The organism is Mesorhizobium sp. B4-1-1 (assembly GCF_006439375.1).
Taxonomy (GTDB): Bacteria; Pseudomonadota; Alphaproteobacteria; order Rhizobiales; family Rhizobiaceae; genus Mesorhizobium.
Genome location: NZ_VFTH01000014.1, coordinates 48,355 through 74,805 on the forward strand (window position 1 = coordinate 48,355; position 26,451 = coordinate 74,805).

At 64.0% G+C, this 26,451-nt stretch carries 32 protein-coding genes and 1 pseudogene; 17 read left to right on the top strand and 16 right to left on the bottom strand.

What is annotated here, in order from left to right; translation table 11 throughout:
- Positions 1 to 171: 171 nt before the first annotated feature.
- Positions 172 to 1,071, bottom strand: coding sequence for a LysR family transcriptional regulator (locus tag FJW10_RS19585; RefSeq protein WP_140901289.1), 900 nt, complete (start codon positions 1,069 to 1,071; stop codon positions 172 to 174).
- A gap of 106 nt (positions 1,072 to 1,177) precedes the next feature.
- On the opposite strand from FJW10_RS19585, the gene FJW10_RS19590 reads away from it, so the two are divergent.
- Entirely contained in the window at positions 1,178 to 1,939 is a 762-nt protein-coding gene (locus FJW10_RS19590) for an SDR family oxidoreductase (RefSeq protein ID WP_140901290.1), read from the top strand.
- On the opposite strand, the gene FJW10_RS19595 is transcribed toward FJW10_RS19590, so the two are convergent.
- Positions 1,936 to 2,787 (bottom strand): hypothetical protein, encoded by an 852-nt coding sequence (locus FJW10_RS19595; protein ID WP_140901291.1) that lies wholly within the window; start codon positions 2,785 to 2,787, stop codon positions 1,936 to 1,938. The genes FJW10_RS19590 and FJW10_RS19595 overlap by 4 nt on opposite strands.
- A 76-nt stretch (positions 2,788 to 2,863) precedes the next feature.
- Here FJW10_RS19595 and FJW10_RS19600 point away from each other — a divergent pair, with 76 nt between their 5' ends.
- The 3 genes from FJW10_RS19600 to groL all read left to right on the top strand — a co-directional run bounded on the left by FJW10_RS19600 (position 2,864) and on the right by groL (position 5,903).
- The gene (locus FJW10_RS19600) at positions 2,864 to 3,664 is read left to right on the top strand and encodes a class I SAM-dependent methyltransferase (protein WP_140901292.1); all 801 of its coding nucleotides are present in this window, start codon (positions 2,864 to 2,866) and stop codon (positions 3,662 to 3,664) included.
- Positions 3,665 to 3,890: 226 nt separating this feature from the next.
- Positions 3,891 to 4,187, top strand: a complete 297-nt coding sequence (gene groES, locus FJW10_RS19605) for a co-chaperone GroES (protein WP_006203049.1) — start codon at positions 3,891 to 3,893, stop codon at positions 4,185 to 4,187.
- A 63-nt stretch (positions 4,188 to 4,250) separates the two neighbouring features.
- Positions 4,251 to 5,903: a chaperonin GroEL gene (gene groL / locus FJW10_RS19610; RefSeq protein ID WP_140835849.1), complete on the top strand. Its 1,653-nt coding sequence runs from the start codon at positions 4,251 to 4,253 to the stop codon at positions 5,901 to 5,903.
- A gap of 912 nt (positions 5,904 to 6,815) precedes the next feature.
- Here groL and FJW10_RS19620 read toward each other — a convergent pair.
- Complete coding sequence (locus FJW10_RS19620) at positions 6,816 to 7,424, bottom strand: TetR/AcrR family transcriptional regulator (RefSeq protein WP_140835850.1); 609 nt, start codon at positions 7,422 to 7,424, stop codon at positions 6,816 to 6,818.
- A 112-nt stretch (positions 7,425 to 7,536) separates the two neighbouring features.
- Between FJW10_RS19620 and FJW10_RS19625 the strand changes: the two genes are divergently transcribed.
- From FJW10_RS19625 to FJW10_RS19635, 3 genes are read left to right on the top strand one after another with little or no spacing between them, the layout of a single operon-like run.
- Positions 7,537 to 8,547 carry an NAD(P)-dependent alcohol dehydrogenase gene (locus tag FJW10_RS19625; RefSeq protein ID WP_140901293.1) on the top strand — a complete coding sequence of 337 codons (1,011 nt, stop codon included), beginning with the start codon at positions 7,537 to 7,539 and terminating at the stop codon, positions 8,545 to 8,547.
- 37 nt (positions 8,548 to 8,584) lie between these two features.
- A complete protein-coding gene (locus tag FJW10_RS19630; protein ID WP_140901294.1) occupies positions 8,585 to 9,019 on the top strand; it encodes an OsmC family protein in 435 nt (144 codons plus the stop codon).
- A 20-nt stretch (positions 9,020 to 9,039) separates the two neighbouring features.
- Positions 9,040 to 9,426: a nuclear transport factor 2 family protein gene (locus tag FJW10_RS19635; RefSeq protein WP_140901295.1), complete on the top strand. Its 387-nt coding sequence runs from the start codon at positions 9,040 to 9,042 to the stop codon at positions 9,424 to 9,426.
- 80 nt (positions 9,427 to 9,506) lie between these two features.
- Here the strand turns inward: FJW10_RS19635 and FJW10_RS19640 are convergent, their stop codons facing one another.
- The gene (locus FJW10_RS19640; RefSeq protein WP_140901296.1) at positions 9,507 to 10,022 is read right to left on the bottom strand and encodes an OsmC family protein; all 516 of its coding nucleotides are present in this window, start codon (positions 10,020 to 10,022) and stop codon (positions 9,507 to 9,509) included.
- A 68-nt stretch (positions 10,023 to 10,090) separates the two neighbouring features.
- Positions 10,091 to 10,516 (bottom strand): GFA family protein, encoded by a 426-nt coding sequence (locus FJW10_RS19645; RefSeq protein ID WP_140901297.1) that lies wholly within the window; start codon positions 10,514 to 10,516, stop codon positions 10,091 to 10,093.
- 193 nt (positions 10,517 to 10,709) lie between these two features.
- Here FJW10_RS19645 and FJW10_RS19650 point away from each other — a divergent pair, with 193 nt between their 5' ends.
- Positions 10,710 to 11,723: an AraC family transcriptional regulator gene (locus FJW10_RS19650; RefSeq protein WP_140901298.1), complete on the top strand. Its 1,014-nt coding sequence runs from the start codon at positions 10,710 to 10,712 to the stop codon at positions 11,721 to 11,723.
- A 7-nt stretch (positions 11,724 to 11,730) separates the two neighbouring features.
- Here FJW10_RS19650 and FJW10_RS19655 read toward each other — a convergent pair whose 3' ends face one another.
- The 4 genes from FJW10_RS19655 to FJW10_RS19665 form a co-directional block, all read right to left on the bottom strand.
- Positions 11,731 to 12,342 (bottom strand): LysE family translocator, encoded by a 612-nt coding sequence (locus FJW10_RS19655; RefSeq protein WP_140901299.1) that lies wholly within the window; start codon positions 12,340 to 12,342, stop codon positions 11,731 to 11,733.
- Between the two features lie 261 nt (positions 12,343 to 12,603).
- Complete coding sequence (locus FJW10_RS19660) at positions 12,604 to 12,960, bottom strand: YkgJ family cysteine cluster protein (RefSeq protein WP_181177607.1); 357 nt, start codon at positions 12,958 to 12,960, stop codon at positions 12,604 to 12,606.
- Positions 12,961 to 13,022: 62 nt separating this feature from the next.
- A complete protein-coding gene (locus FJW10_RS30505) occupies positions 13,023 to 13,181 on the bottom strand; it encodes a hypothetical protein (RefSeq protein ID WP_181177598.1) in 159 nt (52 codons plus the stop codon).
- 1 nt (position 13,182) lies between these two features.
- Positions 13,183 to 13,590 (bottom strand): hypothetical protein, encoded by a 408-nt coding sequence (locus FJW10_RS19665; protein WP_140835965.1) that lies wholly within the window; start codon positions 13,588 to 13,590, stop codon positions 13,183 to 13,185.
- 93 nt (positions 13,591 to 13,683) lie between these two features.
- Here FJW10_RS19665 and FJW10_RS19670 point away from each other — a divergent pair, with 93 nt between their 5' ends.
- Positions 13,684 to 13,908 (top strand): hypothetical protein, encoded by a 225-nt coding sequence (locus FJW10_RS19670; protein ID WP_140901300.1) that lies wholly within the window; start codon positions 13,684 to 13,686, stop codon positions 13,906 to 13,908.
- Between the two features lie 52 nt (positions 13,909 to 13,960).
- On the opposite strand, the gene FJW10_RS19675 is transcribed toward FJW10_RS19670, so the two are convergent.
- Positions 13,961 to 14,716, bottom strand: coding sequence for an SDR family NAD(P)-dependent oxidoreductase (locus FJW10_RS19675; RefSeq protein WP_140901301.1), 756 nt, complete (start codon positions 14,714 to 14,716; stop codon positions 13,961 to 13,963).
- 105 nt (positions 14,717 to 14,821) lie between these two features.
- Positions 14,822 to 15,481, bottom strand: a complete 660-nt coding sequence (locus FJW10_RS19680) for a glutathione S-transferase family protein (protein ID WP_181177599.1) — start codon at positions 15,479 to 15,481, stop codon at positions 14,822 to 14,824.
- A 167-nt stretch (positions 15,482 to 15,648) separates the two neighbouring features.
- Between FJW10_RS19680 and FJW10_RS19685 the strand changes: the two genes are divergently transcribed.
- Positions 15,649 to 15,828, top strand: coding sequence for a CsbD family protein (locus tag FJW10_RS19685; protein WP_140835861.1), 180 nt, complete (start codon positions 15,649 to 15,651; stop codon positions 15,826 to 15,828).
- Positions 15,829 to 15,885: 57 nt separating this feature from the next.
- Here FJW10_RS19685 and FJW10_RS19690 read toward each other — a convergent pair.
- Positions 15,886 to 17,015, bottom strand: a pseudogene (locus tag FJW10_RS19690) (metallophosphoesterase).
- Positions 17,016 to 17,168: 153 nt separating this feature from the next.
- Here FJW10_RS19690 and FJW10_RS19695 point away from each other — a divergent pair.
- Positions 17,169 to 17,756: a hypothetical protein gene (locus FJW10_RS19695; RefSeq protein WP_140901303.1), complete on the top strand. Its 588-nt coding sequence runs from the start codon at positions 17,169 to 17,171 to the stop codon at positions 17,754 to 17,756.
- 49 nt (positions 17,757 to 17,805) lie between these two features.
- On the opposite strand, the gene FJW10_RS19700 is transcribed toward FJW10_RS19695, so the two are convergent.
- On the bottom strand, positions 17,806 to 18,465 hold the full coding sequence (locus FJW10_RS19700) for a TetR/AcrR family transcriptional regulator (RefSeq protein WP_140901304.1): 660 nt from the start codon (positions 18,463 to 18,465) through the stop codon (positions 17,806 to 17,808).
- A 243-nt stretch (positions 18,466 to 18,708) separates the two neighbouring features.
- Between FJW10_RS19700 and FJW10_RS19705 the strand changes: the two genes are divergently transcribed.
- Positions 18,709 to 19,467: an NIPSNAP family protein gene (locus FJW10_RS19705; RefSeq protein WP_140901305.1), complete on the top strand. Its 759-nt coding sequence runs from the start codon at positions 18,709 to 18,711 to the stop codon at positions 19,465 to 19,467.
- On the opposite strand, the gene FJW10_RS19710 is transcribed toward FJW10_RS19705, so the two are convergent.
- Both FJW10_RS19710 and choX read right to left on the bottom strand, forming a co-directional pair.
- Entirely contained in the window at positions 19,468 to 20,304 is an 837-nt protein-coding gene (locus FJW10_RS19710) for an alpha/beta hydrolase (protein WP_140901306.1), read from the bottom strand.
- A complete protein-coding gene (gene choX / locus FJW10_RS19715) occupies positions 20,301 to 21,239 on the bottom strand; it encodes a choline ABC transporter substrate-binding protein (RefSeq protein WP_140901307.1) in 939 nt (312 codons plus the stop codon). Before choX ends, FJW10_RS19710 begins: the two co-directional genes overlap by 4 nt.
- 81 nt (positions 21,240 to 21,320) lie before the next feature.
- On the opposite strand from choX, the gene betI reads away from it, so the two are divergent.
- Positions 21,321 to 21,971, top strand: a complete 651-nt coding sequence (betI, locus tag FJW10_RS19720) for a transcriptional regulator BetI (protein ID WP_140901308.1) — start codon at positions 21,321 to 21,323, stop codon at positions 21,969 to 21,971.
- Between the two features lie 3 nt (positions 21,972 to 21,974).
- On the opposite strand, the gene FJW10_RS19725 is transcribed toward betI, so the two are convergent.
- Positions 21,975 to 22,946, bottom strand: coding sequence for a LysR family transcriptional regulator (locus FJW10_RS19725; protein ID WP_140901309.1), 972 nt, complete (start codon positions 22,944 to 22,946; stop codon positions 21,975 to 21,977).
- Positions 22,947 to 23,051: 105 nt separating this feature from the next.
- Between FJW10_RS19725 and FJW10_RS19730 the strand changes: the two genes are divergently transcribed.
- From FJW10_RS19730 to FJW10_RS19745, 4 genes are all read left to right on the top strand, one after another.
- Positions 23,052 to 23,534 (top strand): cupin domain-containing protein, encoded by a 483-nt coding sequence (locus tag FJW10_RS19730; protein WP_140901310.1) that lies wholly within the window; start codon positions 23,052 to 23,054, stop codon positions 23,532 to 23,534.
- A 298-nt stretch (positions 23,535 to 23,832) separates the two neighbouring features.
- Positions 23,833 to 25,230 (top strand): class II fumarate hydratase, encoded by a 1,398-nt coding sequence (gene fumC / locus FJW10_RS19735; RefSeq protein WP_140901311.1) that lies wholly within the window; start codon positions 23,833 to 23,835, stop codon positions 25,228 to 25,230.
- A gap of 176 nt (positions 25,231 to 25,406) precedes the next feature.
- A complete protein-coding gene (locus FJW10_RS19740; protein ID WP_140901312.1) occupies positions 25,407 to 25,829 on the top strand; it encodes a DoxX family protein in 423 nt (140 codons plus the stop codon).
- A 197-nt stretch (positions 25,830 to 26,026) separates the two neighbouring features.
- Complete coding sequence (locus FJW10_RS19745; RefSeq protein ID WP_140901313.1) at positions 26,027 to 26,449, top strand: DoxX family protein; 423 nt, start codon at positions 26,027 to 26,029, stop codon at positions 26,447 to 26,449.
- Positions 26,450 to 26,451 lie beyond the last annotated feature (2 nt).

A 26,451-nucleotide genomic window follows, 5' to 3' on the forward strand; every position in this document is an offset into this window, starting at 1 on the left:
CCTGCCGGACATCTCTCCCACAGGTGGGGAGATTGGCAGCTTCGCCGGCGGCGCCCTTTCTTCAACGTCGGAGAGTAGCGAAAGCCGGCGCGACAGCTGATCTCCCCCCTCGTGGGAGAGATGGCCGGCAGGCCAGAGGGGGCGCTGTCCCGCCAGCATTGCGAAGATCTCCTAAGACACATCCAGCTTCGGCCCCAAAATCTCCACCAGCCAGTCGACGAACACCCTTACCCTGGGCGACAATTGTCGGCTGCGCGGATAGAGCACCGAGATCGGCGTCGGCGTCGGCGGGTTGCCGGGCAGCACCTCGACCAGCCGGCCGGCCTCGATGTCGGCGGCGAAGCGGCGGCGCGGCGCCTGATAGAGGCCAAAACCCTGGCGCACCAGCGTGGCGGCGGTGTCGGAATTGGAGACCGTGACGCGCGATGGCAGCAGGATCTCGCGGATTTTGCCGTGGACGGTGAACTCCAGCGGCATCACCTGGCCGGTGCGCGACGAGACGAAGCCGATCATCATATGCACAGCGAGCTCGTCCAGGGTGCGCGGCAGGCCGTGACGCTCGATATAGGCGGCGCTGGCGAGTGTCGCTTCGCGCGCCATGCCGATGCGGCGCGCGATCATGTCGCTGTCGGGCAGTGTTCCGGCACGCACCACGCAGTCGACGCCCTCGCGCACCAGGTCGACGAAGCGATCGCCTTCGCCGATATGCACGCTGAGCCGGGGATGGCGCGCGAGCAGCGCCGGCAGTTCCGGGATGACCAGGGTGCGGGCCAAATGGCCGTTGACGTCGATGCTGAGCCGCCCGCGCACTTCATGCGCGCCAAAGGTGCCCTCGGCGTCCTCGATGTCGGCGAGGATGCCGAGGCAGCGCTGGTAATAGGCCTCGCCGTCGAGCGTCGTGGTGACGTGGCGCGTGGTGCGGCTGAGCAGTTGCACGCCGAGCCGCTCCTCAAGCTGCTTGATCGCGGCGGTGGCGCTGGAGCGCGGCAGGCCGAGATCGGCGGCAGCCGCGGTAAAGCTGTGGCGTTCCACGACGCGGGTGAAGAGCCGCATGCTGTCAAACCGATCCATCGCCAATTGTTCGCATAGACTGAATAGTGTTGCCAATCCATGCCCGATTATATCGGGCGATCAAGCGAGTATATGCATCTCCATCCCAGAAGAAGGAGATTTCGCCATGACCACTCGTCCCATCGCCCTCATCACCGGCGGCAGCCGCGGCCTCGGCCGCAATACCGCGCTCAACCTCGCCCGCCGGGGTGTCGACGTCATCGTCACCTATCGCTCTCGCGCCGATGAAGCGAAGACGGCAATCGCCGAGATCGAGGACGCCGGGGGCCGGGCCGCAGCGCTTGAGCTCGATACCGGCGCCATCGCCAGCTTCCCGGCTTTCGTCGCGGCGTTGAAGAAGACGCTTCACGAAACCTGGCAGCGCGACCGCTTCGACTATCTCGTCAACAATGCCGGCACCGGCCTGCGCAAGATGATCGCCGAGACGACGGAAGAGGAATTCGACACGCTGATGAACATCCATCTCAAGGGCGTGTTCTTCCTCACCCAGGCGCTGCTGCCGCTGATCAACGATGGCGGCCGCATCATCAACATCTCGAGCGGCCTGGCCCGTTTCGCCGCGCCCGGATCGTCGGCCTACGCGATGATGAAGGGCGGCATCGAGGTGTTCACGCGCTACCTCGCCAAGGAGCTTGGCGCGCGCGGCATCACCGCCAACACCGTGGCGCCCGGCGCGATCGCGACCGACTTCAATGGCGGCCATGTACGCGACAACGCCGAGATCAACCGCATGGTGGCCGGCGTGACCGCGCTCGGCCGCGCCGGCGTTGCCGACGACATCGGCCCGATGATCGCCTCGCTGCTGTCGGACGACAATCGCTGGGTCAACGCCCAGCGGATCGAAGTGTCAGGCGGCATGAACATCTAGGTGACCTGGCGGATCAGTCCCTCGAAGCCGTCGGCAAGGTTGGCATTGCCGGCGGCGATGAAGCTCGACAGGTTGCGGGCGCGACCGGGTGTCTTGTTGGCATCGAGCAGCACCGCCTTGCCCTCGTGCATGACGAAGTCGAATTTTCCGTAATCGAAGCCGAGCTTGCGTCTTAGCGCGCGAAGCTCATCCGGCACCGGAACCGCCTCGCGGCGGATGGTGTCGTCGCCCTTGACGAGGCTCTGCGGCGAGACATGGCGGGTGCAGCGCTCGCGCTCGCCGCAGAACAGCCAGAAGCGTGCGCCAAAACCGTCCGGCTCCGGCTCGGGAATGAATTTCTCGACGACCAGATCCCGGTGTTCGAAGACTTCGGCCGGAACGTCGGCTAGCGAGGCATGGACCTCGTATTTGTCGAAAGGTTCGACGCCGGGAAACGGCTCCGGCCTGCCGGCGCGCCGCGCGCGCTGGTTCAGTTGCTGTTCCGGCGTTCCCCAATGGTTGAGGCTGCTCTTGACGATGACCTGTCCCTGCCAGTCGTCGCCTTGGCCAATCACCGCGCCGCTGATGCGGCGTTTCGAAATGTCGGCGGCCCCAAGGTTGAGGCAGAAGGGAAAGCGCCGCGCATAATCGACATAGTCGGGCGGCGTCACGGTCACGTCGAGATGCAACACCGCGATGTCGGCGGCCGGCTTCGCCGAGGTGCCTCTCAATATCTGGACCGAATGGCCGCGGCGCTTCAGCTCTTCCAGCAGGTCGAAGAGCATATATGGGCTATCGCGGCGCATCAGCAGCCCGCGCCGGCTCTGGAAGCGGTCGAACTCGTGCGTGATCACCACGATGCGCGCCATGCCCGCCCCTCACTTGGCTTATCAAGCGTCGTCGATTATTTGATCGAATACAACGCGCTGCTGGGCTGGGGTTTGCATGACAGAGCATTGGAATGCAATTCGTAAACATTGGCAGTTGCTCGGCTCACCTCTGCGGCCGCGGGCGGAGGTGGTCGAAACTTACGACCGCGAGCTCGACCTTGCCCGGTCGCATGTCGTCATGCTCGGCGTGACACCCGAGCTCGCCGGACTTGGCGCCACGATGACGTCGGTCGACGAATCCGCCGACATGATTGCCGGCATCTGGCCGGGCGACACGGACATGCGCAAGGCGGTGCAAGGCGACTGGTTCGATCTGCCGTTTCCCGGCGCCAGCATCGAGGCGCTGATCGGCGATGGATGTCTCTCAGTCATCGGCGCCGCGGACCTCAGGCGCACACTGTTTGCGTCGATCGCGCGTGCGCTGAAGGCCGACGGCCGCGCCGGCATCAGGCTTTATGCTTCCCCCGGAACTCCAGACGACCCGAAGGATGTCCGCGCCCTGGCGCTGAGCGGCGGCGCCTCGACCTTCCACGACCTCAAATGGCGCGTGGCCATGACCGCTATCTGCGGCGCGCCTGACTACACGATACCGGTGAGGGACATCCTCGAACACTTCGACAGGATGTTTCCCGACCGCGAGGAGCTGTCGGCTCGAACCGGATGGGAACTGCCGGTCATCCGAACCATCGACGTCTACCGGAACTCGTCCGTCATCTATAGTTTTGCGCCCGTGGCGGCTATCGTCGAAGAGGCCGAGGCGTATTTCGGCGATGTCGGCATTGCCTCGACCGGCACATACGGGCTCGCTGAACGCTGCCCGCTGATGGTGCTGCGGTCGCCGAAGGGCCGGGACTAACGGACGAGATTGCTCGTCGGCGCCTCGCGACGCCCGGCGCTTTTCGGGCCGGCGTTCCGCATGAGAAAAATTTCGCGTCGCCTCCCCCTTGCGCGCGGCTTGACTCTCGCAAGGCGCCGGCCTATCTCAGCGCCACGTTAGCACTCGCCTTTGGTGAGTGCTAACCCATATCCGGCCTCGCCGGATGGAGGAACAGTTCTCACCGTTCTCATTCGAGGAAGAAAACATGGCAAAGTCCAAGTTCCGCCCGCTTCATGACCGCGTGGTCGTTCGCCGGGTCGAATCCGAATCCAAGACCGCCGGCGGGATCATCATCCCGGATACGGCGAAGGAGAAGCCGCAGGAAGGCGAGATCATCGCCGTCGGTTCCGGCGCCCGCGACGAAGCAGGCAAGCTCGTGCCGCTGGACGTCAAGGCCGGCGACCGCATCCTGTTCGGCAAGTGGTCGGGCACTGAAGTCAAGCTCAATGGCGAAGACCTTCTGATCATGAAGGAATCCGACATCATGGGTATCATCGGCTGATCATCGGCCTCACCTGAATCTTCATCTTCGGGCTCTTCCCGAGCCCCTGCCAGGAGCTAAAACATGGCTGCCAAAGACGTAAAATTCTCCCGTGACGCCCGCGAGCGCATGCTGCGCGGTGTCAACATCCTCGCCGACGCGGTGAAGGTCACCCTCGGCCCCAAGGGCCGCAACGTCGTCATCGACAAGTCGTTCGGCGCCCCGCGCATCACCAAGGACGGCGTCACCGTCGCCAAGGAAATCGAGCTTGAGGACAAGTTCGAGAACATGGGCGCGCAGATGGTCCGCGAAGTCGCTTCGAAGACCAACGACATCGCCGGCGACGGCACCACGACCGCGACCGTTCTGGCGCAGTCGATCGTCCAGGAAGGCCACAAGGCGGTTGCCGCCGGCATGAACCCGATGGACTTGAAGCGCGGCATCGACCTCGCCGTGTCCGATGTCGTCGGCACGCTGATCAAGAACGCCAAGAAGATCAAGACCTCGGAAGAAGTTGCCCAGGTCGGCACCATTGCCGGCAATGGCGATGCCTCGGTCGGCTCGATGATCGCCGAAGCGATGCAGAAGGTCGGCAATGAAGGCGTCATCACCGTCGAGGAGGCAAAGACCGCCGAGACCGAGCTCGAAGTCGTCGAAGGCATGCAGTTCGACCGCGGTTACCTCTCGCCCTACTTCGTCACCAACGCCGACAAGATGGTCGCCGATCTCGAGGACGCCTACATCCTTCTCCACGAGAAGAAGCTCTCCAACCTGCAGGCCATGCTGCCGATCCTCGAGGCTGTCGTGCAGACCTCGAAGCCGCTGGTCATCATCTCGGAAGACGTCGAAGGCGAGGCTCTGGCCACGCTGGTCGTCAACAAGCTGCGTGGCGGCCTGAAGATCGCCGCCGTCAAGGCGCCGGGCTTCGGTGACCGCCGCAAGGCCATGCTGGAAGACATCGCCATCCTCACCGGCGGCCAGGTCATTTCCGAAGACCTCGGCATCAAGCTCGAGAATGTCGGCCTCAACATGCTCGGCCGCGCCAAGAAGGTGTCGATCTCCAAGGAGAACACCACCATTGTCGACGGCGCCGGCAAGAAGGCCGAGATCCAGGGCCGCGTTGCCCAGATCAAGCAGCAGATCGAGGAGACCACCTCGGACTACGACAAGGAGAAGCTGCAGGAACGTCTCGCCAAGCTGGCCGGCGGCGTTGCCGTCATCCGCGTCGGCGGTGCGACCGAGATCGAAGTCAAGGAAAAGAAGGACCGCGTCGATGACGCCCTCAACGCGACCCGCGCGGCCGTCGAAGAAGGCATCGTTCCCGGCGGCGGCGTCGCGCTTCTGCGCGCTTCGCTGAGCATCAAGGCAACCGGCGCCAACTCCGACCAGACCGCTGGCATCAACATCGTTCGTCGCGCCCTGCAGGCTCCGGCCCGTCAGATCGCGTCCAACGCCGGTGCGGAAGCATCGATCGTTGCCGGCAAGATCCTTGAGAACAAGGGCGCGACCTTCGGCTACAACGCCCAGACCGGCGAATATGGCGACATGATCGCCATGGGCATCGTCGATCCGGTCAAGGTCGTGCGCACCGCTCTCCAGGACGCGGCCTCGGTCGCCGGCCTGCTGGTCACCACCGAAGCCATGATCGCCGAGGCTCCGAAGAAGGAGTCGGCTGGCGGCATGCCCGGCGGTATGCCTGGCGGCGGCATGGGTGGCATGGGCGGCATGGACTTCTAAGAAGTCCATAAGCACGCCCATCAACTAACATTGCTCAAGCCCGTAAACGGGCTTGAGTGGCGGCATGGACTTCTAAGAAGTCCATAAAGCACGCCCATCAAACTAACATTGCTCAAGCCCGCAAACGGGCTTGAGTGGCGGCATGGACTTCTAATCCAGGCTACCAAGCTAATATGGAAAGGGCGCCGAGAGGCGCCCTTTCTTGTTTTGCGAGGATTATCGGGGCGATCAACGTTTGATCGGCATTCCGAAACGAAATCGCTTCGCCGTGAAGATAAGTCGCCGCAACGCCTTCAGGCCGGCCGCGAGCTTTCCCTCAGCCTTCATTGCCCGGTCCGTCCAGCATGGCCTCCACCCCTTCCAGGTCGACACCAACGAAGGAAGCGACGGCCCATTCGTTAGAGGCCGCGCAGCGATCAGCTTTCCGCGAGGTCGACCGAAATACCTTGCTCGACTAGCACTTGCCCTGCCTGTCCGCCGGCAGTGCGTTGAACCAGCGATAGCCCAGCGGCCCGACGCGCGGCGGGGTCGACCTTGCCCCACAGTCTCACCCGCGAGATGCCGCCATCGGGACAGGCATCTAGCCTGACGCAGGAAACCGGCCCGCTCGTTTCCGCCACGCGAAAACATGGCGCGTATCCGGTTGCAGCGGCCGGCGCGAAAGCAGCGGCGTCCAGTCAACGCCGCCGGCAGGCACCTCCCCCGAGCCGGAAAGCGCCACCTCGGCGGAGGCGTTGTACTTGAAATGCGCGGTTCCAGTCGAGATTCCTGGCAAATAGCGGTCCGCGAACCGCCTAATCTGACTGTCTGCGCCTCAACGCCTGCGCCCGAAACCGCATCGCCGGCCGCCCCGTCGCGGCAAGACGTGGGGAGTTAAGCCGATATTTCCGGAGCCGGCAAAGCCCTTTACCCTCAGGCGGTAGCGTCCGCCTCCCGGGCTACCTTGCCGGCAAGCACCGCTTGCTCGACCAGCGCGGCCACTTCGTCGGCGACAGCCAAGACCGGCGTGCGGTCGCGGGTGGCGCGGGCGATCACCATAAGGCCTTCCAGCGAAGATTCGACCAGCAGGGCCAGCGCCTGCGCGCGCCGCTCCGGCACCCCTGCCCTGACGAAAGCCTGGCGCAGCAGTCCGATCCACTGCTCGAAGGCCGACCGGCAGATTTCAGCCAGGTCCGGCACATTGTTCGGAGCGTCGAGCACCAACGGCGCGACCGGGCAGCCGAGCGAGAATTCGTTTTCTTCCAGCATGCGGGCCACCGACTGGTAGATGTGGTGCACGGCAACGGCTGGGTCGCTTTCCTCCAACAGCGCGGCGCCAAGCCGCTCGGTCACATCGGCGACGCTGGCGCGCGTCACTTCGATGACCAGTTGGTCCTTGCCGCCCGGGAAATGGAAATAGAGCGACCCGCGGGGCGCGCCGCTGGCGCTCAAAATGTCGTTGAGCGACGTGCCGTGATAGCCGCGCTGCCGAATGAGCAGCCCGGTCGCCTCGATCATGCGGGTGCGTGTGTCCGTCGCCACGTCGACCTCTGAATGTCAACCTCTGTCAGGAGCCCGCATTATAGGGCTTGCCCATAATATGACAATCGGTCTACATAATATGTAAATCGGTCTACATATTTGAGAGACAACAATGCAAACCTATCGGCTCGAGGGGCAAGGCAGCATCGAGAAACTGGCGTTGCGCGAGGAGGCGATGCCGCACCCAGGTCCGCGCCAGATCGTCGTGCGGGTGCGCGCCACCTCGCTCAATCGCCGCGACACGATGATCCTCAACGGCACCTATCCTCTGGCACCCCGCGCCGGCATCGTGCCGCTGAGCGACGGCGCCGGCGAAGTCGTCGCGGTCGGCGACGGTACGACCCGCTTTGCCATCGGCGACCGCGTCACCGGCAGCTATTTCGCGCGCTGGATCGACGGCCACGTGCATCCCGGCATCGTCGATCAGCTCGGCTGCACGCTGGACGGCATGCTCTGCGAATACGCGCTGCTCGACGAGCAATGGGCCGTGCGGCTGCCCGACCACCTCTCCTGGCAAGAGGCGGCGACCTTCACCTGCGCCGGGCTGACCGCCTGGAGCGCGCTGACGGGCGCCCAGATTCCGAAGCCCGGACAATGGGTTCTCACCATTGGCTCAGGTGGCGTCGCGCTGTTTGCGCTGCAGTTCGCCAAGCTCATGGGTTGCCGCGTGGCCGCCGTCACCTCGCGCGCCGAGAAAGCCGAAAGGCTGCGGGCGCTCGGCACCGACCTCGTCATCGCAGCAGCCGGAACGCCGGAATGGGGCGTGAAATTGCGCGAGGCGACCGGCGGGATCGATCTCGTCGTCGAGACCGGCGGCCCGGCGACTTTTACGCAATCGCTGATCGCCAGCGCGCTTTATGGACGCATCGTGCTGCTCACCGTGCAGGATCACAACGGCAAATCGGTCGAGATCCCGGGCGCCGTCTACCAGCGCAGCCTCGTCACCATCGGCCGGCTGTTCGTCGGCAGCCGCAACGGGCTGGAGGCGATGCTTGTCGCTGTCGCCACGCACCGGCTGAAACCTGTCCTCGACAAGGTCTTCCCCTTCGCCGAGGCGCACGAGGCCTACCGTCATTTCCAGCGGGGCGACGTCTTCGGCAAGGTCGTCATCGACGGCGCGTGACCACCACATTTTCCCACAAACAGAGAGGAGACCAGCCATGACAATCCGTGAAGCCTCGGCCCAGTGGCAGGGCACGCTCAAGGAAGGATCCGGCCGACTGCGGTTGGGCAGCGGCGTGTTCGAAGGCGCCTATTCCTTCCCGTCGCGCTTCGAGAACGGCCCGGGCACCAATCCGGAAGAGCTGATAGCGGCCGCGCATGCCGGCTGCTTCTCGATGGCGCTTACCGCCATACTCGGCAGCGAAGGCCACACGGCCAAGAGCATCCACACCATTGCCAAGGTGCATCTCGGCGCGACCACGGCCGGGCCGACGATTACCCGCATCGAGCTCGATACCGAGGCGAGCATCGCCGGCATCTCGGCCGAGGACTTCGAGCGGCTGGCGCAAAAGGCCAAGGCAGCCTGCCTCGTCTCGCGGGCACTGGCCGGCGTCGCCTCGATCACGCTCAAGGCGAACCTTGCAGACCACTGAAACGGAACGAGGAAAATCCAATGACCCAGGAATTGATCATCGACATCGCCGCGGCCAAGCGCTCCGCCGAGACGGCGGAAATCATGCGGCGCTACAACGACGTCTTCCAGCGTCACGATCCGTCGGCACTTGACGAACTGGTGGCGCAGGATTGCGTGATCGAGAACACCACGCCGGCGCCGGACGGCGCCCGCCGCATCGGCAAGGCCGCCTGCGTCGAATTGTGGTCGGCGATCGCCACCGGACCCGGCACTCGCTTCGATATCGAAGAGACGTTCGTCGCCGGCGACCGCGCCACGATCCGCTGGCGCTTCTGGATGGCCGATGGCGGGTCGCTGCGCGGCGTCAACCTGATGCGTGTCGCGGATGGGCAAATCGTCGAGGCGATGGGCTATGTGAAAGGATAGGGCCTGGCGCGGAAGAGCCGCGCTCAGGCCCAGTCCGGAATCCGTCCCCGCCAGGATCTGGATCCCGGGCAAGCCGCGACCTACGAGACAACCCGGTTGAGTTTTACGAAGGTCTTCGGGCTGCGCTGGATGGTCTGGAAGATCACGCAGTAGCGATCGGTGAGTTCCATGAGCTGGGTCAGCCGGCCTTGCTCGACATCCGACTCGATGTCGAAGCGCAGGCGGATTTCCTTGAAGCCGACCGGCACACCTTCGGTGACGCCGAGCGTACCGCGAAGATCGACGTCGCCCTCGGCGGAAATCTCCGCCGACTTGATCGGAATCTCCAGCACGGCCGCGGCCGCCCGCATCGAGACGCCGGCGCAGGCGATCAGCGCCTCCAGCAGCATGTCGCCGGAGCAAAGCTCCCGCCCGCTGCCACCGGCCTTCGGATGGATGCCCGCCAAGGCAAGACCGCGTCCGGTCTCAACCTTGCAGGTCACCTTCGAGTCGTCGGCATTGCCCCTAGCCTTCAAGGTAAGAAGTGCCGCCCGCGCGTCCTTGCGATAAAGATCCTTGATCGGCTCCTGCGTGGCGCGAAACGTCGCGATATCCATTGCTGTTCTCCTGTCGCGAATTGTGCCGCGAATTGCGGTTGTCTGAAATCGTCGGCCATCGTCCGGGCCTATTCCGAGACAGCGATGCCGGAGCCGCCGAGCTCGGCGGGAAAATCCTTCAGCTTCGGCAGCCCGTCCTTCATCGGCAGGACCGTCTCGGCGTAGTTGACGTGGACTCCCGGCGTGAATTCCACCGTCGGTATGGTGGCGGCATAGACGTCGACCAGTCCGAGCGGCGGATGATCCGTCATCAGATGACCGCCGCATTTCGTGCAGAACTGGCGGTCGCTCATCTCGGACTTCTTGAAGCCGGATAGAAACTCCGCGCCCTTGGTGACCTTGACGTTCCCAGGCTTCCATAGCGTGAAGGCGTTCACGGGAGACGCCGACCACGATCGGCAGGAACTGCAATGGCAATAGCCCATTGCCTCGGCGGTTCCGTGGACTTCGATTTCCACGGCGCCGCAAAAACACCGGCCCTTATGTACCGTCATGACTTTCGATCCTTATCCAGGTTTTGGTTCGACTCTGCTCAGCGCCGGTTGAGACGGCACCGCACAGCTCTGTCGGGTTTAATGCTTCCGGCATTGAACGGAATGACGGGGCGTCCGCCTTACTTGACAGCGCGTCCGGAACTGGAAAGGGATGTCGCGCCGGGTTGCTGCGCGGCCTGCGGAACATGGTGGAATGGCCGGGGATGCCCTGTCTGACCTTTTGAAAACGGTGCGCCTCACCGGCGCGACGTTTTTCGACATCGAAGGCCACGACCCGTGGGCCGTCCATTCACCCGCGCCAGCCTCGATATTGCCCAAGGTACTTCCCGGCGCAGATCACCTGATTTCCTATCATGTGGTAACGGCCGGCCACTGCTTCGCGCGGATCATCGGCGACGAGCCGATCCCGATGGAAGCCGGCGAAGTCGTGGTCTTCACCAGAAGCGACCCGCACATCATGTCGAGTCATCCCGACTTGCGCGCCGACCCGCCGACGACCGACGTGCTCGACATAGCGACTGCAGGGCGAATGCCTTTCTACATCAACTGCGCCGGCGGCGGCTCGCGCTCGGTCAGGCTGGTCTGCGGCTATCTCGCCTGCGATGCCCTGCCCTTCAATCCGCTGCTCGAAGCGCTGCCCCCCGCCATCAAGGCCGGCGACGCCAGGAGCGATGGTGGCTGGCTCGGCCAGTTCATCAGGCTGGCGGTCTCGGAGGTGGCTGAGAAGCGGGCCGGCAGCGAAACAGTGCTCACCAAGCTCAGCGAGCTGATGTTCGTCGACGTGCTGCGCCGCTATGTGGAATCGCTGCCGCCGCAACAGACCGGCTGGCTGGCGGGCCTGCGTGATCCGCATCTGGGCAAGGCGCTGGCGCTGATCCACGACCGGCCGGCTTACAATTGGACAGTGGAGGCGCTGGCGAGGGAGTCCGCCCTGTCACGCACCGTGCTGGCGGAGCGCTTCACCAAAATCGTCGGAATGCCGCCGATGCACTATCTTGCCAAATGGCGCATGCAGATCGCCTCGCAACTGCTCAGCGCCGGCAACAGCAACGTCGCCAGCGTCGCTGCGGAGATAGGCTATGAATCCGAAGCCGCGTTCAGCCGTGCCTTCAAGAAGATGATCGGCGTTCCGCCTTCGGCCTGGCGCCTCGGCGTTCGGACCGGGGCCGGTTCCGGAAGCGACGAGGCTTCCGAAACCGAGGGCTGACCGTCCGTTAGCGATCGGCCAGCGCCAGCTTGGCGCCGAGCATGACGAAGGCGGCGGCAAAACTGCGGCGCATCCAGGTCAGCACTTTCGGCCGCGACACGATCTGGCTGCGCACCGATGCCGCGAACACGCCGTAGATGGCGAAGACGACGAAGGTCATCAGCATGAAGACGCCGGAGAGCTCCAGCATCTTGGGCAGCGCATGCGGCTCGGTGGTGCTGACGAATTGCGGCAGGAAGGCGAAGAAGAAGATCGACAGTTTCGGGTTGAGGATGTTGACCAGGACGCCGGAGGTGATGGTCCTGGCGGTCGAGCGCGGCGCGGCATCCTCGTCGATGCTGAGGCCGCCTTTTTCCTTCAACGTGTTCCAGGCCATGTAGAGCAGATAGGCGACGCCGAGATATTTCAGCGTCTCGAAGGCGATGGCGCTTGTGTGCAGCACCGCTGCGAGCCCGGTGATGGCGGCCGCCATATGCGGGATGATGCCCAGCGTGCAGGCGAAGGCGGCGATAATTGAAGCGCGCGCGCCGCGCGCGAGGCCGGCGCTCAGCGTGTAAAGGACGCCGGTGCCAGGCGAAGCCACGATGATCAGCGACGTCAACAGGAATTCGATGCTCATGGATTTCCTCCGCAGCCCTGCCCGGCGGGAAGGTACCGGGACGAATGGGTGTCGGCAAGCGGCGGAGAGCTCGATCTCCTCCAATGTGGGGAAGATGGCCGGCAGGCCAGGCGCGAAGGAACACGGCCGCTCAGTCGCTTTTCTTTGAAATCTATTCGGATGTCCGATCGAAGCTCGGCTGAGACGCCGGCGGGACAGCGCCTCCCTCTGCCTTGCCGGGCTTTCGTCCTTCGCAAAGCCAAGCAATTGGCTTCGCGTCCGCTACGCGGACCAGTCCTCAACCCCCTGCAAAGGGGAGATAGGCAGTTCGAGCCCGTGCGCCGCCCTCGCCATCAGGCAGTCGTCACCGCCCGGCATGCAGGCGCGGCAGACATCGGGGCGGAGATCATAGATGCCGCAGGCCGTGTGCTTGCCCACCTCGCCGGTGAGCGCCGAACACCGGCCGCCCTCGCAGCGCATGCCGGACTGGTCCGCGGCTACCAGCCCGGCCGGAATGCGGTCGAGCTGTTCGTCATCCTCGGTCGAAAAACGCGGCCAGTCGGCCGAATAGGAGCAGCAGGCGCCGCAGCTCTGGCAATCGAACACGGCGACCGCACCGGCATCCTCGTCGACAGACACAAAGGACTGACCGGGCAGCCCGAGCGGCCCAGCTGTGCGACCGGCGTCCTGCGGCAAGGGCGCTACTTCTTCCTGGTCTTGCGCGCCGGCGCTTCGGCCGGCGACTTGAACAGATCGGTCGCAACGTCTGCGGGCGCATTCGGCTTCGCCGCCGGCTTGGCTGGCCTGGCAGTGGCGGGCGGAACTGCCGGCTGGTCCTTGGCGGAGAATTTTATGGCCATGTCAGTCCTCGTCAGAAAAGCGCGATGATGGCGCATTCGGGTTGCGCAAGCGGCCGATCAGCGCCGAGACCGCCGTGATGTTCATCTCCTCGGGCGACCAGTTCCTGGCGTCCTCGATGTGATGCGGCGCCAGTTCACGATGCGTGCTGCCGCTGTAGGCGGCATCCTGATAGCTGGTGCGCTGACGGGTCTTGGCGTCTTCCCGCACATACTCGATCAGATAGTTCGGGGCCTCGGCGCGGCCGCGCACGCCAACGCGCACCTGGGCATCGCCATGCGCGCGCTTGCAGCGTTCGAGCCTTTCCAGCACTCGGCGAACATATTCGACCGGCTTGTCAAGGGTGCCGACCATGTCGGCGATGGTCGCATCGGCGGCGATCGGCGTTGATGGCACGCGTTTGGCGGCCATCAGCGTGTGCCTGCCGGTTTCGGCAAGGTCTGCCCACATGGTTCATTCGAGCTAGCGGTCAAAATCTTCTCCTGCCCGGAGGCTGATGCCGAAATGGCAGAGCGTCTTTCGGCCATGACCACGCATAAAGCAACATGGCGTCAGATTAAATTGCGGACGCCCGCATCCCTGGCCTTGCTGCATTCTTATCACATCGTGGCGGGCGTTTGGGGCTATCCGCAAAAAGGACAAAAAAATTCGTCGGCTGCGGAACCAATGTCATGGCAAGCCGTTTCCACTCTAGTCGTCAGCAATTCAAGAGCAATCGAGAACGGTTGACGGCAAAAGCGCCTCCCGCGCCGTAACAAGCGCGAGAGGCGTTTTCTGTTGCTCAGCGTTCCTGGTCGGTCGGACGAATAAGTATCTCATTGACGTTGACCCTTGGCGGCTGGCTGACGGCATAGAAAATGGCGTTCGCAATATCCTCGGCGGTCAGCGCTTCCATCGTGGCGAGACGGTGTTCGAGGCCGGCCTTGGATTGCGCGTTGGTGATGTGATCGCCGAGTTCGGTACGCACCAGCCCCGGCTCGATGACGGTGACGCGCACCTTGTCGGCATAGACCTCCCGGCGCAGCGATTCCGAAAAAGCCACCACCCCGAACTTGGTCGCCGCGTAACCGGCCGCGCCCGGGTTGGCGACACGACCGGCCACCGAGGAGACATTGACGATATGGCCCTTCGAAGCCTTCAAATGCGGCAGCGCCGCCTTGGTGGTCGCCATCAGCCCGATCAGGTTGAGCTCGATCATTTGCCGCCAGTCATCGAGATCGGCTTCGGCCGCGGGGGCAAGCAGCATGACGCCGGCATTGTTGACGAGGATGTCGAAGCGTCCCCATTCGGATACGACCTTGTCGACCATCGCCGTGATGTCGCCGGCCTTGGCGATGTCGGCTTCGATGGCGAGTGCCTTGCCGCCCGCCTGTTCGATGCGCGCAACCAGTGCCTCGAGGCGGTCGGTACGACGGGCAGCGACCGCGACTTGCACGCCGGCCGCGGCAAGGGCCGCAGCGGTGGCCTCGCCGATGCCGGACGAAGCGCCGGTGACAAGCGCGACCTTGCCTGTGAGTATTGAATTTGCGGTGGTCATGAGAAATCTCCAGGAGTCCGGCCCGCCCCTTCACATAGGCCGCGCCGCCAAGGCTTGAAGTCCCCATCAGAGCAGTCGACGCAATTTGCGGATCCGGCCCGCGCTCTAATCCTGCTCGTGCGGTTCCGGCTCCGGCCAGGACTCGCTGGCGGCTTCCGCATACCAGCGACGCATCGCGGGCGTCGCCAACACCGCATCGACATAGGCGCGGGTGACGGGCGCCAACTCACCGCCATAGGTATCGAAGCGCGTCACCACCGGCGCATACATCGCATCGGCCGCGCTGAAATGACCGAACAGGAAGGGGCCGCCGTCACCGTATTGCTCGCGACACCGACGCCAGATCGCTTCGATCCTCGCCCGCTGCGCCTCGCCCTCGGCATCGAGCGGCTTGTGGGATTTCGGCCGGCGCAGATTCATCGGCCAGCCGTAGCGCACCTCGCGGAAGCCGGAATGCATCTCGGTCGCCACCGAGCGTGCCAGTTGACGCGCGCCGAGGTCTTCCGGCCAGAGCTTTTTCCCAGGATAGAGGTCAGCAAGATATTCAAGGATAGCAAGCGTTTCCCAGACGATCCTTCCCTTATGATTCAAGACCGGCACCAGGCCGGTCGGCGACACCTTGGCGAGGTTGGCTGCCGTCTGCGGCGTGCGCAGCCGCACGAAGCCCTCCTCGAAAGGTATCTCCAGCTGCTTCATCGCCACCCATGGCCTGAGCGACCAGGAGGAAAAGCACTTGTTGCCGATGTAAAGCGTGAATTCCGCCAAGATTGACCTCTCTTGATGCTGGTTGCGGCGCAAACCTAACCGCTTCACCTTCGAGCCGAAAGTCATTGTCGCGCCGCCGGTTTGCGGAACCAAAAAACTCCGCGTCCGTTTGGACGCGAGATGCGGTTCTCGCATCCAGGCTCCATCCAGACCCAGGAGATGCGCGCATGGTGAACAGGGATCAGGTCGCCGGTCTTGCCAAGCAAATGAAGGGTTCGGTCAAACAGGCGGCCGGCAAGGCCACCGGCAACCGGCGGACCCAGGTCGAAGGCGCTGCGGACAAGCTCGCCGGCAAGGTGCAGAAGGCCTATGGCGACGTGAAAGACAAGGTCAAAAAGGCGTTCTGACCTCTCAGCCGTTTGCCTTGATGACAGGGCTATGGAGATCGCCGCGAGGCGGCCTTTTCATGTCTGGAATTGCCTGGCCAAGGCGTTGGTGAAGACGATCTCGCCGTGGTCGCCGGCCGCTTCGCCCAGCACCACGTCCAGGTTGTCGGCCGTCACGCGCGCCAGCGCGAAGCCTCCCATATAGGCCGCCTTCGGCTTGACGATATCGAGCCCGTCGCGCTGGTAGATCATCGGCACTTCGTGCTGGTGGCCGTGGAAGACGGCAATCACATTGTAGCCCTTGATCGCGGCCAGCAGCGCATGGCGGTCGGCCTCGCCCCACCAGTGCGGACGGCCGGAGCCGTCGTCATCATAGGTGCGTTTCACCGGATCCCAGCGCTCGGTCGAGAAACTGTCCCAGCCATAGTGCTGGAAGAGGACGACGGGACGGCCGTCGCCGGCATAGGTGGCGAGGTCCTGCTTCAGCCAAGGCAGGCTGCTCGGCGCGCCATGGCCGGTGTCGCCGGCGAAGCGGTGCGTCTGGATAAGATGCAGGCCGCCCAGTCCCAGGAATAGCAGTCGGTGTCGACGTCATATTCGGTCGCCGGCACCGGCGGCTTGAAGAACACGCCGGGGCGATGGTTGACCTCGACATAGTCGCGCAGCTCGCGGCGATACCAGTCGACATGCGGCGGCGAACCGTTCTGGTCGAGATCGTGGTTGCCCAGTCCGACATAGACCGGAATGTGGACGCGGTCCGGCCCGACGCCTTCCTGATAGCGCTGGGAGAACTGCAAAAGCTGCGTGCCTTCGCTGGGCTCGGTGACCTGGCCTCCGCCATCGTCGGTAATGTCGCCGCCGGTGACGAGGCCGAGCGGCGTGCCTATGCGGGTCCCGGCCGAATGCAGGCCGGTGGAAACGCCGTCGATCTCGGCCGGCCACCTCTTGTCCGCAATCGCGTTCAGGGCCGCGACGCTGCGCAGAAGCGCTGCATCGGTCTTGCCTTCCTGCAGGCAGTTGGGACTGAGCCCGCTTGCCATGCGGCAGGCATGGATATCGGCGATGAAGAGGAAGGTGGCGTCGATCGGCTGGATTCGCCGGCCCGTCTGGCCGGACGCCACGCGCGGAAAGACGCCGGCTGCGGCGAGGCCGCCCAACCGAGCCATGAAGATGCGGCGCGAAACGGTTGTTTGCGAAGTGCGATTCATCGTCACCCGATTAAACACCCTCGAACCGCCTCGTCCAGCTCAATGCCGGCCAGCGCCCGGAGACTTTTCATGCCAAGGCATGAAAAGCGCTTGGGTCGACAGCGCGGCGGGGGTCTGTCATTGCTTTGGCACATGCATCCAGGGGAGGAAGGCATGAAAACCCTGACAACCGGCATGGCGTTCGCCATGCTCGCCGGAGCCGCGCAGGCCGCGGACTGCGTGGACGCCAAAACCGCCAAAGCCGGCTTCGTTCTGGAAAAGGCCGGCATCCGCAGCGAATTCCGGCCGGCGCCCGGCGGCATGGTCGCGGTCGCCAACAAGTATGAATCGGACTCGCCGCAGACGCAGTATCTCTATGCCGGGCTGATCGAAGTGTTCCGCGACAGCGACACCGGACGGCTGTCGATGATCCCGCTCGGCGACTTGAAAAAGCTGTTCCCGCTGAAAGCGGGCGCCAAGAGCAAGACCGATTTCGTGCGGCTGTCTTCGAAGAAAGCGCCGAAGGGCACCGAGACACTGGCTTTGGCCGTCGAGGGCAAGGACACCTACAAGCTGGGCGACTGCAAATACAACGTGCTCGTGGTCGGCGAAACGATCACCGGCGATAACGGCAATGTCATCGACACCTTCACCGCGCTTTATTCGCCGGAACTACAGGCGGTACTGGCACGGCGGTATGATGAGGGGACGAGCGCGCAGAGCGAGGTGGGATTCGAGACGATCAAGCCGTTGAGGGAGTGAGGCGTAATTATCAAACGACACGACCCTTCACGCCGGTGCCCGGACGGCATCAACCGATCATCCGCCGCGGCAACACGCGACGCCGCCGCTTTGCCGTCAACCCGTTCTGCGATGGCTCGAAACCTTCCAATCCCCTCAAACACTCCCGCAGCACCCCTGCATCCTGTGACGTCTTGGCCATCGACATGGCGCCGGAATAAGCAGCCACCGCAAGCGCTGCGAAGTGGTCGGGATCGATCACGCCCTTTCCGCCGTCCAGTTGGTCGGCCCGGATCTTATCGGCGATCGCCTTTCGCCAGCCGGCGAAGATCCTGGCGAGCGCCATGCGGAATTCATCGTCGGCCAGCGACAGTTCATGCGCGAGGTTGTTGAGCGGGCAGCCGCGCACATAGCCCTGTTGCTCAAGCTCCTCAGCCACCGCCTCGAACACGGCCCGCACGCCTTCGCGGGCCGAGGACGCAGCCAGCACCGGGTCGATCCACGTCTCCTGGACCGCAGCCGCCACCCGTTCCTCGATCACCGCCAGCGCCAGCGCCTTCTTGGTCGGGAAATGGTGATGCAGCGCGCCGCCGGTGACGCCGGCCGCGGCCATCAGATCGCCGAGGCTCGAGGCGTGATAGCCGCGCGCCTGGAAGGAGTCCTCCGCCACGTCGAGGACGCGCCGGCGCATGCCTTCCGGGTCGTTGGTGCGCTTCTTGCGCGGGGCCATGGCGATCTCCCCATCTCCGCTTGTTGGAGACGATACCTGAACGAAGTGAGGGCGGATAAGGGGTGCTCCCGGGAAAGCCAGCGTCTCACTCCGCTGGAACACCCTTCATCCGTCTCGGCGCGGCACGCCGATCCACCTTCTCCCGCAACGGGAGATGGGAAAAACCACGATACCAGATTGACAAAACAGGACAACCGGTCTGTTTATAAAACAGGATGATCGCCCTGTTTTGAGATTCTGACCATGAACCGACCTTCCCGCCTCGCCTCACCCGTCGTCGAGCTCCGGCAATACACGCTGAAGCCAAAGCAGCGCGAAACGCTGATCGCGCTATTCGACAGGGAGTTCGTCGAGACGCAGGAAGCGACAGGCATGACCGTCATCGGCCAGTTCCGCGACCTCGACCGCCCCGACATGTTCGTCTGGCTGCGCGGTTTCGGGGATATGGACGCGAGAAAGGACGCGCTGAGCGCCTTCTATGGCGGCCCCATCTGGGCGGCGCATCGGGATGCCGCCAATGCGACGATGATCGATTCCGACAACGTGTTGTTGCTCAAACCGGCGTGGCGGGGTGCGGCGTTCGACGTCTCAGACTTACAGCGGCCGACAGCCGCCGAAGCTGAAAGTATGAACAGCGGAAGGCGTTTGCCTGATTTTGTTGAGATTTCGATTCATCATTTGCAACCAGGCACCGAGGCCGGTTTTGCCGAGCGCTTCCGGACGGAGGCGGTTCCGCTGCTCGCGGCAAACGGCGCTCGGCTGCTAGGCGCCTTCGTCAGCGAGCATGCCGAAAACACCTTTCCGCGTTTGCCGGTGCGTGCTGCTGAAAACGTCTTCGTCATCGTCACAGGGTTCGACGATGGCGATTCCCACGCCGGCCGTCGGGCCGCCCTCGCCGCTTCGCCGGCATGGCGGGCGATCCATGAAGCCTTGCAAGCCGCTTCCACAAAGCCGGCAGAGACGTTGCGTCTGGCGCCTACGAGCCGATCGCTTTTGCAATAGTCACGCGGCCGGCAACATGCCCGCTATTGCCTTGGCGACAAAGGCCGGGTCTTCCCAATGCGGGTTGTGGCCGCAGTCCCTCGCCCATACGAGACGCGATCCAGCCAGCGCCCCTGCCATCGACCGCTGGTGCGCTTCACCAAAAAGTGGATCGCGCCCGCCGGCGATGATCAGCGTTGGAACATGAACGGCCCGCGCCGCGGCGGTCAGATCGGTGCGGCGGACCTCTTCGAGAATGGCGCGCCAGCGCGCCGCGGGAATCGCGGACGCGTCCTGCGCGAGGCCGGCGAGAAAGGCCCGCGGCACACCCGGCCGGCAGGCATGCCACCAGTCATAGAAAGGATCGGACGGCGAGATCGGATCACGAAGCGCTGCCACGCCATCGATCAGTTGGTGATGCGATCCGAAATCGGGCCTCAGCGTGCTGGCCACGATCACCAGCCCACCGGCCAGTTCCGGATGCCGTGCGGCCAGCGCGATCGACACCATGCCGCCCAGCGAATGCCCGACGACGACCGGCCGGTCGAGCCGCAGGCGCCGAACCAGCCCGGCCATATCGTCGGCGAAACCGGCGATGCCAAAACCCTCAACCGCCTGCGAGCCACCGTGGCCACGCAAGTCCGGCATGATCAGCCGGCGGCCGGGAAGATGCGGCGCCAACAAAGAGAAGCTGCGGCTGGTGTCGGTGAAGCCATGCACGAGGACAAGCGGCGGCTCCGAACCGGCGACCTCGACATAGGCAAGATCGAGACCGCCGACCTCGGCGATACGCTTGCGGTCGACCCAGGCGGCCTGCTCTACCTCCTGCTCCTCAGACTCCGATAGCGCCGGCCTCACAGTCCGAGCTTTTCCTTGACCGCGGCAAGGCCGGGCTTGCCATCGAAGGTGGTGACGCCGGCAAGCCACGCATCGAGACGATCCTTGTGCTGGTCGATCGACTTCAGAGCCCCGTCCTCCGGCTTCATGCCGTCATTGATGAGATAGCCCATGCCGACATTTTCCATGTCGATGTCGAAGGCAAGGTTCTTCAGAAACTTTGCGACGTTGGAGCATTCCTGCAGGAAACCCTTGCGCACCTGGGTGGTCACGGTGGCGGCGCCGAAATTCGGGCCGAAGAACTTGTCGCCGCCGGTCAGGTACTTGAAGTCGTACATCGTGTTCATCGGATGCGGCGCCCAACCCTGGAAGACGATGAACTGCTTCTCCTTGATCTCGTAGCCGACCTCCGAGAGCATGCCGGCTTCGCTCGACTCCACTACTTGCCAGCCATCCAGACCATATTGCGGATCGGCAATGGCATCCATCATGAGCTGATTGGATCCGGGCTCGATGCCGTACATCTTCCTGCCGAACTTGTCGGCGAATTTGTGCAGGTCCGACAGGTCCTTGACGCCGGCGTCCCAGACATAAGTCGGCACGGCGAAGGTGTATTTGGCGCCGACCAGGTTGACGCGCACATTCTCGATCGAGCCGTCCTTCTTGTAGGGCTCGTAATAGGTGACCATCGCCGGATCCCAGTAGCCGAGGAACAGGTCGAGGTCCTTGTTCTTAATCCCCTCGTAGATGACGTTGATGCCGAGCACTTCGCTCTGCGGCTCGTAGCCGAGCGCCTGGAGCAGCACCTTGGCCACGCCGGTGGTGAAGGCGAGATCGTTCCAGCCGGGCTCGGCCATGCGGACCGTTTTGCAGCTCTCGGCCTCGGCGGCCCGGGCCGCCTGGGAAGCCAGCATCAGGGCCGCGACACAGACGCCATTCGCAAGCATGCGCAACATTCCGGTTCTCCTCATATCGGTTATTGACCATTTGGTCATATTATTGTCCCATTGGTCAATTGTTGATCTGAGCGGACGAAAATGTCAACATGGATTCGTCATGCATGGATCGGTCCCGTGAAACTCACGCGCCTCAGCGACATACGCCGCAAGGAGCTGCGGCAGGCGGCCTTCGCCGTTCTGGAGCGCGAAGGCATCGCCGGCGCGACGCTGGAAAAGGTCGCCGCCCAGGCCGGCGCGTCGAAGGGCATCGTGCTGCATTATTTCCGCAACAAGCAGGAGCTGTTCGAGCACGCCATGCGCGAGGCCAACGCCGTGCTCTGTCACGCGGTGGTCGCCAGGCTTCAGCGGGCGCGGACGCCGATGGAACGGCTGGATGCGGTGATCGAAGGCAATTTCGAGGAGCATTTGTTCCTGCCGCCGCTCTGCCATGCCTGGCTGTCACTCTGCGCCGAGGTGCCGCGCGACGAGAAATTGGCGCGCATCCAGAAGGTCATCCACGCCCGCATGCGCTCAAACCTCTTATCCGGCCTGCGCGGCCTCGCTGCGCCGGAAGTGGCCGACGAGATCGTGCTCGGCGTCACCGCTTTGATCGACGGGTTGTGGCTCAGGCTCGGCCTGCAGCCGGGCAGCGTCACGCGCGAGCAGGCGGTGCGCCAGGTCAAGGATTTCGTCGCGGGGCGGCTGGGCCTGCGCCAGCCCGCGCCGGTCGGGTTAGCCTCAGCCGGATAAGGTTCATACCCCCGGGAGAGCACTAGCGGTGCCGTCCCAGTCCTTGAAGCCGAGCGTTCCCACCTCATCGAGTATCTGCTCGCGGATCCAGCGATGCGGTGGCTCATCATCGCGGCGGGCGTGCCAGTACATTCTGACCGCCGGCGATGGTATCGGGATCGGCGCCCGATAGATGCCGATCGGCAGGGATTTTGCCGCCGCTACAGCGAACTGCGTTGGAACCGCAGCCAGATAAGGCCCGCTCGCCACGGCCAGCGCGACGGCCTGGAAGTGCGGCAAAGCAAGCATGACGCGACGCGCCCGGCCCATTCTGCCCAGCGCATCATCGGTGAAGCCCGACATCGATCCATCGATGGAGCGCAGCGCATGCGGCAGCGCGCAGAACAGGTCGAGTGGCACCTCTTCGCCCTCGGCGATGCCGGCCTGGCCGAGCGCCGCATTGTCCTTCGCCGCGACAATGGCGAAGGGCGAGCCGAACAGCGCCACGCTTGAGACCCACTCCGCGACCTCCAGCGGGCGCTCCAGCGCAAGGTCGACCCGATCGTCCTGCAACAGCTTCGAGACGTCGCCGATGGCGCTGTCGAGGAAACGGAACGATACGCCGGGCGCCACCGCCGCAATGCGCGCGGCGAAGGGCGGCATAAGCAGCATTGAGAAGAAATCCGCCCCCATGAAGGTGAATGTCCGTTCCAGCCTTGCCGGATCGAAATCGGTCGCCGGCTGAAAGGCGCGCTCGATCTCGCGCAGCGCCGCGCGCACCGGCTCCGCCAGGCTTTCGGCGCGAGGCGTCGGCACCATGTCGTTGCCGCGGCGCACGAAGAGCTGGTCGTTGAGCGCATGGCGCAGGCGGTTGAGCGCGGCGCTCACAGCCGGCTGGCTGAGGCCGATCTGCTCGCCGGCGCGCGTCACGCTCTTCTCGCGCAGCAGCGCGTCGAGCACCCTCACCAGATTGAGGTCGAGCGCGTTCAAATTCATCGCATCAATCCGCCCCATACGATCATTCGATTTCCATCGCCGGCTCGTCCTTGCTTAGGTCGCCGTCGAAGCCGCTTTGTCGGCACTCAACAAGGGAGAGCAATGATGACAATGATCAACACGACGATCGCAGGCAAGGAACTCCTCTGGTTCAACAACACGCTCGTTGCCATCCAGGTTTCGTCGGCCGACGGCGAGGACGGCATCTGCATCATCGAGCACCGCCAGCCCTACGGCGATTCCGCGCCGCTGCACGTGCACCGCAATGAGGACGAGGTGTTTCATATCCTTGAAGGCCGGATACGTTTTGTCGTCGACGGCCGCGAGCGGCTTGCCGGCGCCGGCGAAACGGTGCTCGCTCCGAAAGGCCTGCCGCACACTTACAAGGTCGAGTCTCTCGAAGGCGCCCATACGCTCACCGTCACGCGCGGTTCGGATTTCGAGACGATGGTGCGCAAGGCTAGTCGCCCTGCGGAGCGAGCCGAACTGCCGCCGGCGGCAGCGCCGACGCCGGAGATGATTGAGGTGTTGACGAGCCTGTGCGCCGAGAACGGCATCGATATTGTCGGGCCGCTGCTGGGGTGCTGATCTCCCCCCTTGTGGGGGAGATGGCCGGCAGGCCAGAGAGGGCGCTGTCCCGCCAGCCTTTCGCTCCTGTTCGAAACAGTCCGAAGGATTTCCAAACGCCGTGATCCTTCGCGCCCCCCTCTGACCTGCCGGGCATCTCCCACGAGGGGAGATTGGCCGTCACCGCCGTCTCGCCCAGAGCGAGAAGGAAGAGGCGCGCCCTTCAACCGATTTGCATCTTCCCCGCCCGCAATCTCCGCTTGATGCGGTTTGTGCAACGCGATACGCCCTTGCCCAAATCGACAGACGGAGACTTGCCGTGAGCGCTGAAAAGACCAGAACCGAAACCGATACGTTCGGCCCCGTCGAGGTGGCGGCCGACCGCTATTGGGGCGCGCAGGCACAGCGTTCGCTGGGCAATTTCAAGATCGGCTGGGAGAAGCAGCCGGCCTCGATCGTGCGCGCGCTCGGCATCGTCAAGCGTGCCGCGGCGGAAGTGAACATGGAGATGAAGCGGCTCGATCCGGCCATCGGCAAGGCGATCGTCGACGCGGCGCAGGAAGTCATCGACGGCAAGCTCAACGATCATTTCCCGCTGGTTGTCTGGCAGACCGGCTCGGGCACGCAATCCAACATGAACGCCAATGAGGTGATCTCCAACCGGGCGATCGAGATGCTCGGCGGTGTCATGGGTTCGAAGAAGCCGGTGCACCCCAACGACCACGTCAACATGAGCCAGTCGTCCAACGACACCTATCCGACGGCCATGCACATCGCCTGCGCCGAGCGGGTCGCGCATCACCTGATCCCTGCGCTGCATCATCTGCACAAGGCGCTCGACGCCAAGGCCCGCGCCTTCAATCACATCATCAAGATCGGCCGCACGCACACGCAGGACGCCACGCCGCTGACCCTTGGCCAGGAATTTTCCGGCTATGCCGCGCAGGTCGCCTCCTCGATCAAGCGCATCGAGCAGACGCTGCCCGGGCTGCAGGAACTGGCGCAGGGCGGCACCGCCGTCGGCACCGGCCTCAACGCGCCGGTCGGCTTCGCGGAAAAGGTGGCGGACCGCATCGCTTCGATCACCGGCATCGCCTTCGTGACCGCGCCGAACAAGTTCGAGGCGCTCGCAGCACACGATTCCATGGTGTTCTCGCATGGCGCGATCAACGCGGCGGCGGCGGCGCTGTTCAAGATCGCCAACGACATCCGCCTGCTCGGCTCCGGACCGCGCTCGGGCCTCGGCGAGCTGTCGCTACCGGAAAACGAGCCGGGTTCCTCGATCATGCCCGGCAAGGTCAACCCGACCCAGTGCGAGGCGCTGACACAGGTCTGCGTGCAGGTGTTCGGCAACAATGCAGCGCTCACCTTCGCCGGCAGCCAGGGCCATTTCGAGCTCAATGTCTACAATCCGCTGATGGCCTACAACTTCCTGCAGTCGGTGCAGCTGCTGGCCGACGCTTCCGTCTCGTTCACCGACAATTGCGTGATCGGCATCGAGGCACGCGAGGACAACATCAAGGCAGCACTCGAGCGCTCGCTGATGCTCGTGACGGCGCTGGCGCCGACCATCGGCTACGACAACGCCGCCAAGATCGCCAAGACCGCGCACAAGAACGGCACCACGCTACGCGAAGAAGCCTTGGCCACCGGCTTGGTCAGCGAAGCCGATTACGATCGGCTGGTCCGGCCGGAGGACATGACGCACCCGGGCTGATATTTGGCGGCGGGACAAATTGCTCTTGCCGCCAGATCTGACGACATCAATTTTGCGCTGCTTGCGCAATCGCGAAAATATAGGTTCTGTGAACAATGTGTCGCCACATAAGCGGCTTTGGTGAACAATATCCATCGTCTATCTGACTGGGCATTCAACCCATTCGGAGACTCGCCATGTCAATCAACACTTCCACCGCTAACGCCGGCACCGCGTCCAACAGCTCCACCACGATCCTGCTCGGCCGCATCCTGCTCGCGGTCATTTTCTTGCTTTCCGGCTTCGGCAAGTTGACCGCCATTTCAGGCACCGCTGGATACTTCGGCGCCCTCGGCTTGCCCGTGCCGACCGTGACGGCCGTTGTCGTCGGCCTGATCGAGCTGCTTGGCGGCCTTGCCATCCTCATCGGCTTCCAGACCCGGATCGCCGCCTGGGTGCTCGCGATCTTCACGATTGCCACTGGCCTCGTCGCCCACACCGGCTGGGCCGACCAGATGCAGATGATCCAGTTCCTCAAGAACCTGGCCATCACCGGCGGCTTCGTCCTGCTCGCCTCGTCCGGCGCCGGCGCCTATTCGATCGACGCCAAGCGCGCCTGAAGCACTGTTGTTTGACGCAATTCCAGAGGGAAGGCGACGGCGAAGTCGCCGCGCCTGACCGCATCACACTTTTCCTGGAATTGCTCCCCTCCCAAGCCTTAAATGCAAGCGGCGCGGAATTTTCCGCGCCGCTTTTTCGTTGCAGGCGTAGACTGCAGCGGCGGCCGGCGTCATGCGCCGGCAAGGGAGGTTTGACCATGTTTCGCAACGCATTGCTTCTGGTCTCACGGCTCCTGTTGGCCGCGCTCTTCGTGCCGTCGGGCTTCCAGGCGCTCACCAATATCGGCGGCACGATCAACTATTTCATGGGACTCGGCCTGCCGCTGCCGACTTTAGCAGCCTGGGGCACAGGCCTGTTCGAGCTGATTGCCGGGCTTTTGATCCTTGTCGGTTTTCAGACGCGGATCGTGGCGCTTTTGCTTGCGGCCTTCTGTGTGGTTGCAGGTTTCATCGGCCATTACGGCCAAGGCAGTGAAGATGCGACCCTCGCCTTCCTGCACCAGCAGATGCTGATGAAGGATATCGCCATTGCCGGCGGCTTCCTGGCGCTCGCCATGGCCGGCGCCGGCGCATGGTCGGCTGACGGGCGTGGGTTCGGGATCGGCGCCGACGTCACCTGATC

Coding starts and splice junctions, on each gene's coding strand:
- FJW10_RS19740 (WP_140901312.1), top strand. CDS start 25,407: ATGTCAATCAACACTTCCACCGCTAACGCCGGCACCGCGTCCAACAGC.
- groL (WP_140835849.1), top strand. CDS start 4,251: ATGGCTGCCAAAGACGTAAAATTCTCCCGTGACGCCCGCGAGCGCATG.
- FJW10_RS19695 (WP_140901303.1), top strand. CDS start 17,169: ATGAAAACCCTGACAACCGGCATGGCGTTCGCCATGCTCGCCGGAGCC.
- FJW10_RS19725 (WP_140901309.1), bottom strand. CDS start 22,946: ATGAATTTGAACGCGCTCGACCTCAATCTGGTGAGGGTGCTCGACGCG.
- FJW10_RS19670 (WP_140901300.1), top strand. CDS start 13,684: ATGGCAGAGCGTCTTTCGGCCATGACCACGCATAAAGCAACATGGCGT.
- FJW10_RS19745 (WP_140901313.1), top strand. CDS start 26,027: ATGTTTCGCAACGCATTGCTTCTGGTCTCACGGCTCCTGTTGGCCGCG.
- FJW10_RS19600 (WP_140901292.1), top strand. CDS start 2,864: ATGACAGAGCATTGGAATGCAATTCGTAAACATTGGCAGTTGCTCGGC.
- FJW10_RS19625 (WP_140901293.1), top strand. CDS start 7,537: ATGCAAACCTATCGGCTCGAGGGGCAAGGCAGCATCGAGAAACTGGCG.
- FJW10_RS19675 (WP_140901301.1), bottom strand. CDS start 14,716: ATGACCACCGCAAATTCAATACTCACAGGCAAGGTCGCGCTTGTCACC.
- FJW10_RS19590 (WP_140901290.1), top strand. CDS start 1,178: ATGACCACTCGTCCCATCGCCCTCATCACCGGCGGCAGCCGCGGCCTC.
- FJW10_RS19655 (WP_140901299.1), bottom strand. CDS start 12,342: ATGAGCATCGAATTCCTGTTGACGTCGCTGATCATCGTGGCTTCGCCT.
- FJW10_RS19645 (WP_140901297.1), bottom strand. CDS start 10,516: ATGACGGTACATAAGGGCCGGTGTTTTTGCGGCGCCGTGGAAATCGAA.
- groES (WP_006203049.1), top strand. CDS start 3,891: ATGGCAAAGTCCAAGTTCCGCCCGCTTCATGACCGCGTGGTCGTTCGC.
- FJW10_RS19640 (WP_140901296.1), bottom strand. CDS start 10,022: ATGGATATCGCGACGTTTCGCGCCACGCAGGAGCCGATCAAGGATCTT.
- FJW10_RS19665 (WP_140835965.1), bottom strand. CDS start 13,590: ATGGCCGCCAAACGCGTGCCATCAACGCCGATCGCCGCCGATGCGACC.
- FJW10_RS19700 (WP_140901304.1), bottom strand. CDS start 18,465: ATGGCCCCGCGCAAGAAGCGCACCAACGACCCGGAAGGCATGCGCCGG.
- FJW10_RS19705 (WP_140901305.1), top strand. CDS start 18,709: ATGAACCGACCTTCCCGCCTCGCCTCACCCGTCGTCGAGCTCCGGCAA.
- FJW10_RS19585 (WP_140901289.1), bottom strand. CDS start 1,071: ATGGATCGGTTTGACAGCATGCGGCTCTTCACCCGCGTCGTGGAACGC.
- FJW10_RS19685 (WP_140835861.1), top strand. CDS start 15,649: ATGGTGAACAGGGATCAGGTCGCCGGTCTTGCCAAGCAAATGAAGGGT.
- FJW10_RS30505 (WP_181177598.1), bottom strand. CDS start 13,181: ATGGCCATAAAATTCTCCGCCAAGGACCAGCCGGCAGTTCCGCCCGCC.
- betI (WP_140901308.1), top strand. CDS start 21,321: ATGTCAACATGGATTCGTCATGCATGGATCGGTCCCGTGAAACTCACG.
- FJW10_RS19635 (WP_140901295.1), top strand. CDS start 9,040: ATGACCCAGGAATTGATCATCGACATCGCCGCGGCCAAGCGCTCCGCC.
- choX (WP_140901307.1), bottom strand. CDS start 21,239: ATGTTGCGCATGCTTGCGAATGGCGTCTGTGTCGCGGCCCTGATGCTG.
- FJW10_RS19730 (WP_140901310.1), top strand. CDS start 23,052: ATGACAATGATCAACACGACGATCGCAGGCAAGGAACTCCTCTGGTTC.
- FJW10_RS19595 (WP_140901291.1), bottom strand. CDS start 2,787: ATGGCGCGCATCGTGGTGATCACGCACGAGTTCGACCGCTTCCAGAGC.
- FJW10_RS19650 (WP_140901298.1), top strand. CDS start 10,710: ATGGCCGGGGATGCCCTGTCTGACCTTTTGAAAACGGTGCGCCTCACC.
- FJW10_RS19630 (WP_140901294.1), top strand. CDS start 8,585: ATGACAATCCGTGAAGCCTCGGCCCAGTGGCAGGGCACGCTCAAGGAA.